This window comes from Anoxybacillus thermarum (assembly GCF_000836725.1).
GTDB lineage: Bacteria > Bacillota > Bacilli > Bacillales > Anoxybacillaceae > Anoxybacillus > Anoxybacillus thermarum.
On sequence record NZ_JXTH01000002.1, the window covers coordinates 36,192 to 51,990 of the forward strand.

Annotated in this window: 13 protein-coding genes; 7 read left to right on the plus strand and 6 right to left on the minus strand. The window is 45.2% G+C overall.

The features are described from left to right. Window positions 1-44: 44 nt before the first annotated feature. Complete coding sequence (locus tag LH47_RS00700; RefSeq protein ID WP_043963811.1) at window positions 45-1,637, minus strand: long-chain-fatty-acid--CoA ligase; 1,593 nt, start codon at window positions 1,635-1,637, stop codon at window positions 45-47. Window positions 1,638-1,775: 138 nt separating this feature from the next. On the opposite strand from LH47_RS00700, the gene LH47_RS00705 reads away from it, so the two are divergent. The 7 genes from LH47_RS00705 to LH47_RS00735 all read left to right on the plus strand — a co-directional run bounded on the left by LH47_RS00705 (window position 1,776) and on the right by LH47_RS00735 (window position 3,892). Then, the gene (locus LH47_RS00705; RefSeq protein WP_009361956.1) at window positions 1,776-2,000 is read left to right on the plus strand and encodes a spore germination protein; all 225 of its coding nucleotides are present in this window, start codon (window positions 1,776-1,778) and stop codon (window positions 1,998-2,000) included. Window positions 2,001-2,003: 3 nt separating this feature from the next. Beyond that, window positions 2,004-2,225: a spore germination protein gene (locus LH47_RS00710; protein ID WP_009361957.1), complete on the plus strand. Its 222-nt coding sequence runs from the start codon at window positions 2,004-2,006 to the stop codon at window positions 2,223-2,225. Window positions 2,226-2,237: 12 nt separating this feature from the next. After that, on the plus strand, window positions 2,238-2,450 hold the full coding sequence (locus tag LH47_RS00715; protein WP_035064814.1) for a spore germination protein GerPB: 213 nt from the start codon (window positions 2,238-2,240) through the stop codon (window positions 2,448-2,450). A gap of 72 nt (window positions 2,451-2,522) precedes the next feature. Then, on the plus strand, window positions 2,523-3,107 hold the full coding sequence (gerPC, locus tag LH47_RS00720; RefSeq protein WP_043963818.1) for a spore germination protein GerPC: 585 nt from the start codon (window positions 2,523-2,525) through the stop codon (window positions 3,105-3,107). Continuing rightward, entirely contained in the window at window positions 3,104-3,301 is a 198-nt protein-coding gene (locus LH47_RS00725) for a hypothetical protein (RefSeq protein WP_009361960.1), read from the plus strand. The genes gerPC and LH47_RS00725 overlap by 4 nt, the downstream gene beginning before the upstream one ends. Next, window positions 3,298-3,669 (plus strand): spore germination protein GerPE, encoded by a 372-nt coding sequence (locus LH47_RS00730; RefSeq protein WP_043963820.1) that lies wholly within the window; start codon window positions 3,298-3,300, stop codon window positions 3,667-3,669. Before LH47_RS00725 ends, LH47_RS00730 begins: the two co-directional genes overlap by 4 nt. A 1-nt stretch (window position 3,670) precedes the next feature. Next, window positions 3,671-3,892 carry a spore germination protein gene (locus LH47_RS00735; RefSeq protein WP_043963823.1) on the plus strand — a complete coding sequence of 74 codons (222 nt, stop codon included), beginning with the start codon at window positions 3,671-3,673 and terminating at the stop codon, window positions 3,890-3,892. On the opposite strand, the gene LH47_RS00740 is transcribed toward LH47_RS00735, so the two are convergent. Genes LH47_RS00740 through addB form a run of 5 tightly spaced genes read right to left on the minus strand, consistent with a single transcriptional unit; the run spans window position 3,889 to window position 15,799 of the window. Then, entirely contained in the window at window positions 3,889-4,167 is a 279-nt protein-coding gene (locus tag LH47_RS00740) for a restriction endonuclease (RefSeq protein WP_043963825.1), read from the minus strand. The two genes, LH47_RS00735 and LH47_RS00740, sit on opposite strands and share 4 nt — an antisense overlap. Before the next feature lie 12 nt (window positions 4,168-4,179). Beyond that, on the minus strand, window positions 4,180-7,539 hold the full coding sequence (locus LH47_RS00745; RefSeq protein ID WP_043963827.1) for an AAA family ATPase: 3,360 nt from the start codon (window positions 7,537-7,539) through the stop codon (window positions 4,180-4,182). Continuing rightward, the gene (locus tag LH47_RS00750; RefSeq protein ID WP_043963829.1) at window positions 7,536-8,699 is read right to left on the minus strand and encodes an exonuclease SbcCD subunit D; all 1,164 of its coding nucleotides are present in this window, start codon (window positions 8,697-8,699) and stop codon (window positions 7,536-7,538) included. Before LH47_RS00750 ends, LH47_RS00745 begins: the two co-directional genes overlap by 4 nt. A gap of 1 nt (window position 8,700) precedes the next feature. After that, entirely contained in the window at window positions 8,701-12,330 is a 3,630-nt protein-coding gene (gene addA, locus LH47_RS00755; RefSeq protein ID WP_043963831.1) for a helicase-exonuclease AddAB subunit AddA, read from the minus strand. A 4-nt stretch (window positions 12,331-12,334) separates the two neighbouring features. Continuing rightward, entirely contained in the window at window positions 12,335-15,799 is a 3,465-nt protein-coding gene (addB, locus tag LH47_RS00760) for a helicase-exonuclease AddAB subunit AddB (RefSeq protein ID WP_084221220.1), read from the minus strand.

Genomic DNA, 15,799 nt, shown 5'->3' on the forward strand with positions numbered 1-15,799 from the left:
AAAGAAAAGAAAGACCGCTGTCAATCGACAACGGCTCTTCCTTATTAATTCACATATCTCCCTATCTTCCCTATTGATTGCCAATATTCGTTACGCAAATGTACTTTTTGTATTTTTCCTGATGCGGTTTTTGGCAATTCTTGAACGAATGTGACACCGGTAATGGCTTTAAAATGGGCAAGCTTTTCGCGTGAAAAGGCGATCAACTCTTGTTCGGTCACTTCTTTTCCTGGACGGACGACGACGAATGCATGCGGGGTTTCGCCCCATTTTTCATGCGGAACAGCAATCACTGCCGCTTCTAACACCGCTGGATGCTCGTACAACACCCCTTCCACTTCAATCGATGAAATGTTTTCCCCACCGCTAATAATAATATCTTTTTTCCGATCAACGATGTCGATGTTGCCATATGCATCGACAGTCGCCATATCTCCTGTATGAAGCCAGCCGTTACGAATCGTTTCCATTGTCGCTTCTGGATTTTTCCAATATCCTGCCATTACGCCGTTGCTGCGCACAATGACTTCTCCGATCGACTTTCCGTCGCGTGGCACTTCTTCCCCATGCTCATTGACGACTTTCACTTCGCAGCCAATCATCGCATAACCTGCTTTCGCTTTCATGCGATATTGATCGCTAAGCGGCAAATGTTGCAAATGTGAACGGACGGTAGAAACCGTGCTTAATGGCGATGATTCCGTCATGCCGTACACTTGAATAAACTCCCAACCTAATTCTTTTTCAACGCGCGTGACAAATGCTGGCGGCGGAGCAGAACCTGCAATGACGACACGCACATCATGCTCAATTGTCGGCACGTGTTGCTCATAATATTGCAACAACGTATTTAACACCGTTGGCGCCATATGCATAACGGTCACTTTATATTTATTGACGTATTCGAAAATGACTTCAGGAATCGCTTTACGCAAGCAAACGTGCGTCGCTCCGTTCGCTGTATAGTAAAACGGCGCCCCCCATCCGTTTACGTGGAACATCGGCAAAATATGCAAATATACATCTCGGTCCGACACGCGCAAATGGTGCATCGTACTTAACGCATGCAAATAGTTGTTGCGATGTGTCAACATCACCCCTTTTGGATTTCCTGTCGTTCCGCTCGTATATAACAAGCTACATACGTCGTTTTCATCGATATCCGGACGAGCAAACGGCTCTGTCGTATATTGGGCAAGCCATGTATCGTAAGCGATTTCAGCAATGTCGTCCGTTTTGCCGTGCACGATGATATGCTCAACTGTTTGCAACTCGTTTTTAACTGGCGCAATTAAATGATACAACTCCGCATCAACAAACAACACTTTACTTTCGCTATGGTTTAAAATGAATACGTAATCGTCTGGCTTTAAACGAATGTTTAACGGTACCATGATCGCCCCTGTTTGAAACACCCCATAAAACCCTTCAAGCATTTCTAACGTATTTGGAGCTAAATAAGCGACACGATCTCCTTTTTTCACTCCTATATCGCTTAACCCGTGCGACAATTGGTTCACACGTTCATACAGCTCGCGATACGTCAACGATTTTTCTTCGCTAATGACGCCGACTTTATCCCCATAAAGCGATACGGCGCGATCTAAAAAATGCGTTAATACTAATGGCACATTCATCCCCAATCCCCCTATTTTTATCTAAAAATTATCATTTTTCAGAAATATTATAACATATCTTTCTTTTTGTGGAGCACATTTCTTTCATTGTTTTCATATGATTGGGTAAGGGAAAGAATGAGAGAAAGGACGATGGCTATGCCTTCCTATATCGCAGGTCCGATTAAAATTACGAACGTCAGTAGCGACGCGACCGTCAATTTCGGCGATACGTTACAAATCGCACCAAAAAGTTCATCTAAATCGCTAGCCGGCGCTGGCGGTGGAAATACAGGAGACTTTTTACAAACAAATACGTTCATCAGCTTTACAAATACAATCGATCCAGACATCGCCGATGGCAACGTAAAAAGCAAGGGATAGCCGATGCCTGCCATTGTTGGAGCAGTCCAAATTAACAGCATCGGAAGCGGCGGCGTGTTTCATATCGGTGATGTATTTGCTATCTCCCCATACAGCGTAGCTAAAACGTTTGCTGGTGCTGGTTCATTTAATACAGGAGATGGCTTGCATATTTATAACCAGTATAGCAACACGAATACGAACGACCGTGATATTGCCGATAGCAATATTACAGGAAACGCCTAGCGAGGTGGAAGAATGAACTTTTATATTCAACAAACGATTTCCATTCATCAATTAAAAATCGGCTCGCTCACGAACTCATCCGTCCTTCAAATCGGAACGACTGGAAAGGTACAACCGCTCGCCACATTAAGTAATACGGGACAATTTACCGAACCTGCTCCAGAAGCAAAAATTAATATTCAAGGGGAAGAAGGACCGTTCGTTCCGCTTCAATCTCCTGTATAAAACAGTGCTACTTCTTTTTGCTCGGCCATAAACTAGAAAATAAAAGGGCCGAAAAAGAAGGAGGCATCCCTCATGTGGCACGATTATTTTAAACAGCTCGAGGCATATTTAAAATGGCAACAACAAAAAATGCAATCGCTTGAACAAGCGATACATGTTTTACAACAACAATATGAACAGTTAAAAAAAAAGCCGCGTACAACGATTGAAAAAATTGAATATCATTTTGATCAACTAAAAGTGGAAACGTTAGAAGGAACGTTAAATATCGGTCTAAATCCTGCAACGTTTGGGGAAGATACGATTGAAAATTTTGCTGTTCCAAAAAGCCAAACGATTATTCCACAACCGACACCGCTCTTTCGCAACATTCAAACGGCCGTTCATTCATATTTACAAGAAGAAGGAGAGCACATCATCGCGCGCGTCGAACAAACGTATGAGCGGTCGCTTGATCCAGCATATCGCCAATTTATATTGCAAGATATTGCCCGACAAATTGATGATCGCATTCATTTTTATTTACGACAGTATGGGGAAAGCGAAACAGAAAACGAACAATTACAACAAAACATTATCGCTTATTTAAAACGGGATATTGAACATTCGATCGAAACATTTTTAAAACATTTGCCACGAGAGGAGACGAACGAATGAATATGACAGTTGTGAATCATCATTTATCGGTTGGTCATATCGCCATTGGAGGAGTGGCGAGCGCCTCGCTCGTTTTAATCGGCGATAGCGAAACGATTCAACTAGCTTCCGCATTCGACACACCGCCAGAATCGTTAATTATCGGTCCATTTCCACAAAAACAAAACAATAAAAAAAATGAGGAAAAGCGATGAGCCGCCTTTCCGTCGTTCATTTATTAAGAGCAAACGCGGTCGTCTTTAGCTCCGTCGTGCAAGTTGGAGACAGCCAACACATTCGTCTTTCTGGGCGGGCGGTTGCCGTTCAAAGACAATTTGAATACGTCGACAGCAACGAATTTCCGCTCGTCTTTCCGATCTTTACAAAACCGATTCCGCTTCCACCTGTTGATCATGAACACGTTTGTCGTCATACGTTGCACGATTGCCCGCTCATCGCTGTTCATTCCATTCGCATCATCGGGGTTTCTTCTACATCTGTCGTGCATATCGGTTCCACGAAAAATGTAGGAGCGGAATCACGAGTGAAACATATTCGTCAGCTGACAGAAAGGAGAAAATGACATGCCCGCTCTCGTCGGTCCGATTAAAATCAACCTTGTCGCTAGTGGCGCCGTCATGCAAGTGGGGGATACGTTATATGTGTCACCGAAAATATCGTCAAAAACATTCGCTGGCGCTGGCGCGTTTAACACCGGGAACTTTATTATCGCCAACAACGGCATTAGCTTAACAAATACGCTTGATTCTGACGCATTCGATCAAAACGTTGCCGGCAATGCTTAACGCTTTTGCCGCTTCGCTTTTTTTATTTTCGGCAGCCGATCAGCCGGTTGTTTTCGAATCCACCGAATAAATGACGCAATGCGTTCATCATGTTGTAACCGCTCGATCGTATATAGCCGATTCGCTAATTCCTCGTTCGTATATAACGCATGAATTTGCTTATGGCAAGGAAGGCATAGTTTTGCCGTTTCTGTTCCGCCATACTCTTTTGGCGTTAAATGATGAGCGGTTAACACAACATCGTCTCTCTCGCAAAGTTCACACATCCCTTTCATCGCTCGCCCCCTTTACATCACTTCAAGGTGAACCGTCGTTCCCTTTCCAGACGGTTCTGCCGGTTTCACAATGAGCCGTTTCGGCATGCGCGCATGCAACTCTTGAACGTGGCTAATAACCCCGATCGCCATATGTTCTCCTCGCAATCGTTCTAATGCGGTCATGACGACATCTAACAACTCTTGGTCAAGCGTGCCGAATCCTTCATCTAAAAAGAAAAATTGCAACGGATATTCCCCGCGCAGCTGAATTTGTGCCGATAGCGCTAACGCTAACGATAAAGATGTTAAAAACGTTTCGCCTCCCGATAATGTCGTCACCGGACGACGTACACCACCGTTTGCATCGTCACGAATGACAAAACCACCTTCGGAATCTAGCTCAATCGCATAACGCTGTCTCGTTAATTCCCCAAGCCGTTCCGATGCATAGCGCGTCACATGAACGAGCTGTTCTTCCGCAATAAATTCAACGAAGCTATTTCCGCGCAACACCTTTTGTAACTCCTCGTACTGACCGACGAGCTTTTCTAGTTGCATTCTTTCTTGTTGCAATTGTTCAAAGCGCGCATGTTTCGCTTCTAAATCAGCGACGATCGCTTCAAGTGAACCGAGTTGCCGCATATGTTCGTCCACTTGTTCCTTCATTTGTTCATACGTGCGCATCGTTTCTTCCCATTGTTGTTTCGTCATAACAGCGCCACGCATCATCCCATTTAATCGCTCCCATTCATTTTGCAGCTTCATCAGTTCATCTTTATATTGTTGAATGTCATGAGCGATTTGTTGTTTCGTTCGTTCATCTAAGCGGGACGCAAGCACATCATTCACCGTTTTCAAAGTGCTTTTTTTGAATTGTTCTGCCAACATTCGTTCCGCTTCTTGTTTTCGTCTCTCTCCTTCTTGTAAAGCGACATCTGCGGCTTGTTTGTCCGCTTGCAACGTGTGCAATTGTTGTTGTAATGACGTCCACCGTTCATACACCTCTTCTTCTTCCCGCTTGACACGTTGCAACGTTTCCTCTATACGAATGAGCTGTTGTTTTACAGACTCCTCATCTATTCCTTCTGGCAGCGTTTGTTTATATTGTTCGTATTGTTGCTTTTGCATATTCCATTCGGTCGTCCATTCTGCTTTTTGTTTCATGACCTCTTGATACGTTTCTTTCCATCGCTCTAATTCCGCTCGTTTATCATCTAGTACCGTCACGCTTTTTTCAATGCGCTGTTGCAACTGTTGAGCTTCCCGTTCGCGCTCACGCAGACGAGAAACGATGTTATCGACTTGTTCAAACGATACATCTGGATACGCCTCATGCCACATCTTTTTTTCTTGTTCGATGCGCTTGCGTCGCTCTGCACATTTTTTCTCTAATTCAGCTATTTGTTGACGAACGGTTTCCATTTGATATGCATATTGTTTCTCTTTTTGTTTTTGCTCGTTCCATTTTTCGATATAGCGATACATCCGATCGCGGCATGCGATATAATCTTGTTGCAACGCCTTCCCTTCCGTTTCGATTTCTTTTAAAGAAGAAAGCGGTGCTTCTTCCACTTCTCGCTTCACTTTTTCCGCATCGACGCGTTGTGGCAAAGGATGGCGCGCCATCATTTCAGACAACTGTTCGACTTGCATTTTTATTTGCTGTATCGCCACAACGAGTTGTTCTCCGATTTGAATAGAACGGTCGATCCGTTCGAGCGCTTCTTCATCGGGCGTCACTTGTTGTCTTTTCGCCCGATTTGGATGATGCGTTGAACCACAAACCGGACAAGCTTCCCCATCGCGCAAGCGTTCAGCTAACGTAGCCGCTAAATCATGTAGACGTGCCGCTTCCGCTTGCTTTTTTTCCTCTTTCCATTGATAGACGAGCACCATCGCTTGCTTTTCCCGCTCACAGACGCGATGATACAACCGTTCTACATGACGAAACTCCTCAGCTAGACGTGCTTCAAGTTGTTTCATTTGTTTCATTTCTCGTTCATACGTTTGTTTCATCGCTTCATATGTTTTCAGTTTTTCTTCTTTTTCCTTTTCGATTTCTTCAAGCGCTTGTAGCTGCAATTGAATGTGGTTCTTTTTTTCAGCCGCTTGCTCCAAACGCTCTTTTACATGCACGTCGACTTTTTTCTCTTCCCATTGTTTTTTTAATTCCGCTTGTTTTGCACTCCATGTTGTATATTCTTGCGTGCATGTGTCAACCATATGACGCGCTCGATGTTCTTTTTGCTCTATCTCTTGCAAACTCGCGCGTAGCTTTGCTTGTTGTTGTTCAAGCGACCGCATAAGCGCCAACGTTTGTAGCGCTTGTTTCAGCCGCTCTTGTTTTTGCAACGATTTCGGTTCTTCTTCGTTCTTTTTCGCGCGACATTGTTCATATTGTTTGCTTGCTTGTTCATACATCGTGCGCACTTGCTGTAATTGGGCATCTCGTTCCTTTGCTTGTTTTTTCCAATGTTCAACTTCTTTTTCGCTTCGTTCTAATTGTTCAATATACGGAGCAAGACGTTCAGCTTCTTTGCTTCGTTCATACGTCTGCTCAAGCTGTTTCATCCGTTCTTCTTGCTTTCTGCATTCATTCAGCTGTTGTTCTACTTTTTCTTTTTCGCATTGCCATTGCCATAATTGTTTTTCTTTTTCGTATCGTTCATGAATGTGACGCAACTCGTTTTTCGCTCTCTCTAGCGCCTCTTTTCTTTCTGTCAACGCTTGCTTTTGTTTTTCGACTTGTTCTTTCGAAGCATCGCCAAGCCCAGCTTGCTCCCCTTTAATCGCCTCTAACTTTGCGGACGCGTCTGCCAATTTATTTTTTAGTTTTTTATTTAATTCGTCGCCATATCGTTCAAGATGAAACAACCGCTGGAGCATTTGACGGCGCTCCGATCCTTTTAACGACAAAAATTCAGCAAACTTTCCTTGCGGCAAAACGACAGCTCTCGTAAAATCTTTCATTTCTAAACCGAGCAGCTGTTTTACTTGTTCATCAACAAAACGCGTCTTATCTGCGATGACGACGCGCTCGTTTCCTTCTTCGATAAAGCGGCTGAAGACAGAACGAATGCGCAGCGCATCCGCACGCTTAAACGAGCGTTCAACCGTATATCGCTTTACTCCTTCGGCATGTTGTAATTCAAATGTAAACGAAACGAACAGTTCATTTTCCGCATGGTTCATAATTCCGTTCGTCTGGTTCACCGCGCGTTCGACATTTCCGTATAACGCGAGCGTCATCGCATCTAAAATCGACGACTTTCCGCTTCCTGTCGGACCGAAAATGCCAAACAATCCACCTTCGCATAGCCGTTCAAAATCAATCGTTTCCTTTTGGCGAAAACTATGCAACCCTGCAATCGTTAAACGAATCGGCTTCATCGTTCATCCTCCTCAGCAACGAGCTGCAAAAATAGTTGAACGAGCTCTTCAGACGGCTTTCCTCCGCCTGTTTGCCGTTCATAAAAACGCGTAAACAAAGTTTCAATCGGGACATCGGTGCGCACTTCACGCACGACATCGTCCTTCTTCAAGTAATTCGGGCGAATATGAACAAATCCGTCATACAATTTGCGCAACCGATGTGTTTCTTCTAACGTTAACGATTGCTCGACATCAATTTCTAAATCAATCCACGCCCCGCGATCGCGCCCTTCCTCAATCCAACGATACACTTGCGCTAACCCTTCTGTCGCTTTCCATTTAACGAGCGGACGCCCTTTGGAAAGCCAACATTCTGAAATGACAGGAGCACAGCGTGGCTGCACGTCTACAATCGTCACCGACTTGCTGTATCCTGATTCAGAAAAACTGTAAGCGAGCGGTGAGCCGGAATAGCGCGCTGGCATCACCGCATGTTTCACATCTTGAGGACGGTGCAAATGACCGAGTGCGACATATTGCGCACGCTGAGGGAAGCTTGCTGGCGACACCGTATACGCTCCGCCGAGCTCAATCGGGCGCTCGGAGTCGCACGTTGCCCCCCCAGCGACATACAAATGGCTCATTGCAATATTGACGGCATCTTCTTGAAACGATTCGTTCATTTTCGCAAAAATGGCGCGAATGCGCTCATCATATCGTGCGCGCAACAACGTTTCATCGCATTTATCGGAAAGCAATTCGTTCAAGCGCGACTCTGACGGATACGGAAGCGCAGCAACGATTAATGTTTCATCAGTTGATGGAACGTACAAGCGTTGCACATCATCCGTCGGAAACCCTAACAACGTAATCGCATGTTGCGCTGCAATCGGAGCAGCGGCACTTAAACGACCCGGATGATCGTGGTTTCCCGCGATGACAACAACGTGACGTTTTCCGTGATCGCTCAAACGTGAAAGCGATTCATAAAAAAGCTTTTCCGCATCGGCAGACGGATTGACTGTATCAAACGCATCGCCAGCAAGCAATACGACATCGATGTTTTCCTTTTGTACGATTTCTACTATTTCATCGATCACCGCTTCTTGCTCGCTCAAGCGGCTTCGCCCTTCAAGCGTTTTCCCTAAATGCCAATCAGCCGTATGCAAAATACGCAAATTAATCGCCTCCCATCGCTACAAGTAGCGCACCGTCAAAAGCGTACACGTACGTTTCGGTTACTTTCTTTTTCCAAATTGCTTCAATCGCCTCACGATATAAAGCCAATTGCCCTTCATATCGTCGCTTTAGTTGTTGTTGCGGGTCATTCATCCACGATACGCGATCTGTTTTATAGTCGATTAAAACGAGCCCGTATTCATCTTCAAATACGCAGTCAATGACTCCTTGAACGATCACCGTTTCTCCCTCCATCTCCTGCGCCAAATAAAACGGCACTTCCCGTTCAAGCCGCTTCGCACGTTGCATTCGCTTGCCGATCGGAGTGTGAAAAAAGGCGACGATGCTTTCTATATCGACCGCTTTCGCCTGCTCTTCTGTGAGCCATTCTCCGTTTATCATGCGCGCGATTTGCTCCTGCACCGAACGAACGGTCACTTCTTTTGTTACGTCAATATGTTGCATCACAAGATGCATAATCGTTCCTCGTTCCGCCGGTGTTATCGTTTTCGCTTGCAAAAAGCGCGGCCGTTCAACGATCTCTTTTCGAAACGGCTGTTCGGCATGTCCACCGTATATGTCGCGTTGCCGCTTTAACTCCGATACGCTTTGTTTCGCCCTTAACATCGTTGCGCCCGCATACGTATACGTCCAAGAAAGGCGGCGCTTGATTTCTTCTTCATATTCGCTTTTAATCGCCACAGGTTGCAGTTGTTGAATCGCTTCAACGATGTCACGATGCTCATTTGCTTGCTCGTCTTCTTGCTCAAGCGCATGCGCCGACACAACGTGCATCTCCCATAGCGATGTGTCGTGAAGCACCGTTTTCGACGGACAAATGCTTTGTGGATGGCGGATGAGAGCGTAACCGAGCCAATCCGCATAGCTTTTTGCCTTTTCGATGACATACGCAGGAAGTTCCCACGTGGATGTGTAAGTGACTTCTTGCCATTTTTTCTTTTCTGCCTCGATATCCTTTACCGTCGATACGATATATAACTTTTCTTTTGCACGCGTCAGCGCGACGTATAAAATGCGCATTTCTTCCGCAAGCATTTGCAGTTTCATTTTTTTCTTGATCGCTATCTGCGCGATCGTCGGATAGCTTGCCCGCCACGTCGGATGAACAAAGCGCATCCCTAATCCGAAATCTTTATCTAATATGTAGTCGCCGCGCAAATCTTTCGTATTAAATCGTTTTGCGGCACCCGCCAAAAAGACGATCGGGAACTCAAGCCCTTTACTTTTATGAATCGTCATCATGCGCACAACATCTTCTTGTTCTGTGAGCGAACGTGCCGCCCCAAAATCGTCTTCGCGCTCTTTTAGCCGTTCAATAAAACGTAAAAAGCGAAAAATGCCACGAAACGACGTTTTTTCATATTGTTTCGCGCGGTCATACAACGCGCGCAAATTCGCTTGCCGCTGTTTTCCTCCCGGCATTCCGCCGACGTAGTCGTAAAAGTTTGTATCACGATACAATTGCCAAATGAAGTCAGCAAGCGGTTTTTGTCTTGCCGCTGTACGCCACCCCGATAAATACGAGAGCCAACGTTTGACTTTTTCATAAAGCTCATCATCTTGTGACTGCTCGACAAAAGCAAGCAACGCCTCATAAAATGCCCCGTCTTTTTTCGCCAAACGAATGCGTGCCAATTCATTTTCGTCCAATCCAACAATGGGTGATCGAAGCACTGCTGCAAGCGGAATGTCTTGATACGGATTGTCAATCACTTTTAAAAGCGATAACATAATTGACACTTCTGTCGCTGAAAAGTAACCTGTCGACAACTCGGCATATACAGGAACATTTTGCTTCCGAAATTCTTCTAACATCGCTGAAGCAGACGACATCGAGCGACATAAAATGACGATGTCGCGATACATGAGACGCCGTTCTCCTTTTAAGCGACGGTCGTAAACGAAAAACGGCTCGGCAAGCAGTTGTTTGATTTTTTTCGCGATCCATCTCGCTTCAAGCTGAACGGCTGTCACATCTTCTTGTTCTTCTTCGTCGCTTTCTTCTTTTGCTTCATTAATCCACACACATTCGACTGGCACTTGTTTTTCCGGATAATCGCGCGCGCCAAAGCGAAGAGCCGCATCATCGTCATAACGCATGTCCCCGACCGTTTCCGTCATGAGTTGTCGAAAAATAAAGTTCGTTCCATCCAATATTTCTTTTCGGCTGCGAAAGTTTTTCGCTAAATCAATGCGCAATCCGCCCTCGCCGTCTTTCGTAAACCGATCATATTTTTGTAAAAAAAGCGACGGTTCCGCAAGACGAAAACCGTAAATCGATTGCTTCACATCGCCGACCATAAACAAATTGCCTGTCGCTTCATCGTCATGACATACGAGCCGTAAAATAGACTCTTGTACCATATTTGTATCTTGGTATTCGTCGACGAGCACTTCGGCAAATTGCGCCCGATAAGAAAGAGCCGCTTCCGACGGCTTGAACTCATGCTCCGCAGAACGATCGCGTAAAATGTGTAAACAATAATGTTCTAAGTCTGAAAAATCAACGATCCCTTTTTCATCTTTTTTCGCTTGCAATAGATCAGCAAACCGTTGCACCATTTGTACAATCGTAGCAACAGTCGGCTTCATCTCCCGCAAATGGCGCACGTATGTCGCCGGTTGAAACGAAAACAATTCTTCTGTTGCGCTGCTTATTTCTTTTTTCACTTGCTCGCGCAGTTTTTTTACCTCATCAATCAATCGCTCGTCATATGCCCCGTCTTTCGGCTTTCTTTTTGCCGTCGCAAACGATACGTTTTTCATCGTTTCATGTAGCTTTTGCCACGATTCAGCGCGCGCCTCTTTCAGCTTCGCAATAACTTGTTGGTCGCTAATGAGCGTTTCATACAAATAATCCGGTCCACCTGGCTCTTTCGTTTTTTGCAGCGCTTGCGCCAATCGTTGTTCCGCTGCCTCCAGCGCCAAATCAACCGCTTGAAAAAGGTAGTGGGCATACGGTAAATCGTCGATGCGTCCCCCTTCTTCGACATCGTACATATGAACGATTTGTTGCAACCATTCGTTCGGGTTTGGATGCGAACGGGAAAATTCATATAGCCGTAAAATAAGCGTTTGCAAATCCGCATCTGTCCGATCGCTCGTATATTTGTCAACAACAGCTAAAAACGCTCCATCGTTTTCCGCATAATATTGTTCAAATAACGTTTCTAACACTTCTTCTTTTAATAGCGCCATCTCCCCTTCATCCGCAATGCGAAACACCGGATCAATACCGATGATGTAATAATATTTGCGAATGACATCTAAACAAAATGAGTGAATGGTGGAAATGGACGCTTTTTGCAAAAGACTGAGTTGCCTGCGCAAATGAAGTGAGTGCGGTTCGTTTTCAAGCGCTCTCTCTAACGCTTCTCCGATGCGTTGGCGCATTTCTGCTGCTGCCGCATTCGTAAACGTCACAACAAGCAACCGATCGACATCGATCGGCCGCTCTTTATGCAATATTTTTTGAATGATGCGCTCAACAAGCACCGCGGTTTTTCCTGAACCTGCGGCGGCGGCAACAAGCGTATGCTGGCCTTCGGCATAAATCGCTTTCCATTGTTCATCCGTCCATTGACTTTCTCGTGGTTTTGGCGGAATCACACGATCACCCCTTTAACCATTCGTCTATATTTTTCGGTGTGAACACGCGATATTGTTCCGCATCGACCCCTTCGTCAAATTGGCACACATCGCGAAACTCACAATATTGACAAGCTGTTTTATTTTTTTGTTTGTAAGGTGCAATATGCGTCACACCGTCGATCATTTGTTCGCCTACATCGACGATCAGACGGCGGACATGTTGCCGCAACATCGTAAATTGTTGCTCAGTTAACACTTTCGAATGTTGCGCAAACGTTCCATTTTTATTTAAACGAACAGGAATAACGAGAGAGCTCGTTCCTGGCTCTACTTGTTCATCCATCAGCCGTACCGTTTGTTCATCTGCTAATACGTAGCCGCCCATTTTAAACTGTTCTAAAAACTTTTTCTCTAGCTCGTGTTCTTCAACCCATTCATTCAGTTTCATCGTCGGGTTATGAATCGGAAAGTACAACGCCCCTGCCGGAAACGCGGATGTGCCAACGAGCTTTTCCGCATACTCAAGCACGACATCTAAATACGCTAACATTTGTAACGCTAAACCGTAATATACTTCCGTTAAATCGAGCGTCTTTTGTTTTGATTTATAGTCAATAATGCGAAGAAGTACACCTTGTTCGCTCATCGCTTGATCGACGCGGTCAATGCGCCCGACAAACTGCAACACCGTCCCGTCCGATAATGTAAACGAAAGCGGCGGGAGCAACTCCCCTTCCCCGAACCCTAATTCAACGCCAATCGGTACAAATCCGCTTCTTTTTGCATGTTCGCTTAGTACGGTCGTCGCTTTCGCCATAATCGTCTGTAACTTTTTCTTCATATATCGATAACGGTGCGTGCTTAACAACACTTCTTGTTGAATGTATGGAGCTATTTGCTCGACCGCTTCATATGACAACTGTTCGCATTGTTGTTTTGATAATTCACTCCACGGTAGTTGTTCTTCCCGCAAGCGATTTGCGATCACTTTTAACGCTTCATGAAACAGCTGACCCATATCTGGCGCCTTCAATTGAAAGACCGTTCTTTCTTTTAAATTTAAACCGTGCCCAGCAAAATGAGCGAACGGACAACGGTTAAACGTCTCCATACGTGAAATGCTCGCTTTCACTTTTTTTCCATATAACTCTTTCGCCAACTGTTTACGTAACTGTTTCGCTCGATTTTCGTAAAATAACGCCCGCACAACGACCGCGATTCGTTCTTTCCATTGCTCATGTTGCACGTAGGCGTTGTATACATCCCACCACATCGGAGCGATGGTGTATTGTCGCTTCCACGCTTCAAGTTGCTGCACTAACGAACCGAGCGTGGCGATATCGTTTGTCATATATGACAATTGTTCGTGAGGCGGAAGGAAAAATGGATCGGCCCCCCATTGCATTTTTTTCACATGCGGAAACATATCTGTTAACCGTTTGATAAACATCGATGGCAACAACGTTTTTTCTTGCTCATCAGCTAGCGCATACGTAACATATAAACGCTCAGACGGGCTAACGAGCGCCAAATAAAGCAAAAACGGCTCATCAAGCAATCGATCGCGGCTCGCTGGGGCAACGCGTACGGAATAATGATGCAACAATTCGCGATCCGCCTCCGACAACATGCCGTCATCGTTTTTGCGCATCGGAATAATTCCTTCGTTCACCCCGACAAGAAACGTACAGCGAATGTTTGAAAGGCGGGAACGATCAAAATGAGCAATTAATACTTGGTCGGTTGCCGGTGGCACGAGAGAAAACTGCAAACTTTCTAATCCCGTTTCAATAATGGTGAAAAACGTTTCGATTGAAAGAGATTCATCGCCTAATATTTCCACATATTCATCAAGCAAATGAATAAACGCTTGCCATACTTGCTCATGATGACGCATAGCGGACAAGTCGCCTCTCTCTTCCGCTTCATCGCGCCATCGTTGCAGCTTTTGCGGAATGTGAAGTTGTTCCGCGTATGCATATAGCGCTTCGCATTGTTCACGCCCTGTCTTTGCTTGTTTTAACCGCTTTTGTAAAAACAACAACGGAGAAATAACAAGCATGCGCCATTCATTTAGTTGTTGTTCGTATCGTTTTTCTTCATCTGTTTGTGGCACATGGATCCCTTCGAGCCCTTTATACTTGCGATACGTCCAACGTTCTGTCCATTTGTCTCCTTGTACGCCCGAAGCGAGCACGTAGTTTTCAAGTTGATCGATCGCCATGCGCATCTCATGTATCGGCGCGTCAAGCGGAAAAAACAAGTCGGTTTTCGCAGCACGAAATACCGCTTCATAACGAAAGTTCGTCCGTACCGCTTCGATGCTTGCGCGTAAACATTCAACGAACGGATGATCAAGCATCGGTTCTTTTTCATCAATAAAATACGGAATGCGATAATCTGCAAATACCGTCTTTAACACATCGCGATAGTCTGAAACGTTGCGAATGAGCAAAGCGATGTCACGATAGCGATATCCTTCATCTCGCACAAGCCCAATGATTTCACGAGCAATGCCTTCCATTTCTGCTCGGCGAGTGGTCGCCTCTCCAATGACAATCGCTTCCGTTTGTTTTGGCCATACGCATACAGGACGATCATCGTAATGTGCTTCAAGATGGCGAAGTTCTCCATGTTTGTGGCGGACGTTTTCATGAAGCTGTTCCACTTTTTCAATCGCCACTCCATTTTGTAACGCCATTTCGCGCAGTTGGGCATACGTTCGCCACGTGCTGCGAAATACGTGCAAATCGTTTGGCAGTTGTTCGTGCGGAGCGTCTAACGTAAGCGCAACGGTCACATGTGGGCAATGAATAAACAACTGTTCAATCACCATATATTCTTGCGGCGTAAATTCATGAAAGCCATCCATGTAAATGCGCGCACGTTCCATATAGGAAGAATGGCGAATTTTTTCCGCAAGCAGGCGCAAATAATCTTCTGAATCGACATAATGATGCGCCATCTGTTGTTCAAATTGCTCAAAAATCATCGCTGTATCTTTTAATTTATCAGCGAGTACCATTTCGTTTGCGGTCGCATGACGGCGCAGCTGCTCTTCCGTTTGTTTTAACGTCGCTGGCGTCACACAATACCGTTTATATTCTGTCAACATTTGTTCAAGTTGTTCAATAAAGCCACGTTTATCCGCCGCTTTCCGAAACAACGTTAACTGCTCTTTTTGCTGTTCAACAATTTTCCTTAGCAACATATGTACGCCTGTTTGCGTTAAATGATGGCGGCTCATGCCTCCTGTCTCTTGCAAGACGCGCCAAGCGAGGCGGGTGAAACTAAACACTTGTGCGCGAATCATCCCTTTCATGTTTGCATTCATGAGGGCATATTCCGATTGAAACGTCATTTGTTCAGGAACGAGATAAATAATCGGATCGCCATCGGGTTCATGCGCAAGTTGTTCGATTATTTCCGTTAAACACATCGTCGTTTTTCCGCTTCCCGACCGCCCGATCATAAAGCGTACAGACAT

Bases quoted from the DNA above. Each gene is read 5' to 3' on its own strand.
- LH47_RS00700 (WP_043963811.1), bottom strand. From the start codon at position 1,637: ATGAATGTGCCATTAGTATTAACGCATTTTTTAGATCGCGCCGTATCG.
- LH47_RS00705 (WP_009361956.1), top strand. From the start codon at position 1,776: ATGCCTTCCTATATCGCAGGTCCGATTAAAATTACGAACGTCAGTAGC.
- LH47_RS00710 (WP_009361957.1), top strand. From the start codon at position 2,004: ATGCCTGCCATTGTTGGAGCAGTCCAAATTAACAGCATCGGAAGCGGC.
- LH47_RS00715 (WP_035064814.1), top strand. From the start codon at position 2,238: ATGAACTTTTATATTCAACAAACGATTTCCATTCATCAATTAAAAATC.
- gerPC (WP_043963818.1), top strand. From the start codon at position 2,523: ATGTGGCACGATTATTTTAAACAGCTCGAGGCATATTTAAAATGGCAA.
- LH47_RS00725 (WP_009361960.1), top strand. From the start codon at position 3,104: ATGAATATGACAGTTGTGAATCATCATTTATCGGTTGGTCATATCGCC.
- LH47_RS00730 (WP_043963820.1), top strand. From the start codon at position 3,298: ATGAGCCGCCTTTCCGTCGTTCATTTATTAAGAGCAAACGCGGTCGTC.
- LH47_RS00735 (WP_043963823.1), top strand. From the start codon at position 3,671: ATGCCCGCTCTCGTCGGTCCGATTAAAATCAACCTTGTCGCTAGTGGC.
- LH47_RS00740 (WP_043963825.1), bottom strand. From the start codon at position 4,167: ATGAAAGGGATGTGTGAACTTTGCGAGAGAGACGATGTTGTGTTAACC.
- LH47_RS00745 (WP_043963827.1), bottom strand. From the start codon at position 7,539: ATGAAGCCGATTCGTTTAACGATTGCAGGGTTGCATAGTTTTCGCCAA.
- addB (WP_084221220.1), bottom strand. From the start codon at position 15,799: ATGTCTGTACGCTTTATGATCGGGCGGTCGGGAAGCGGAAAAACGACG.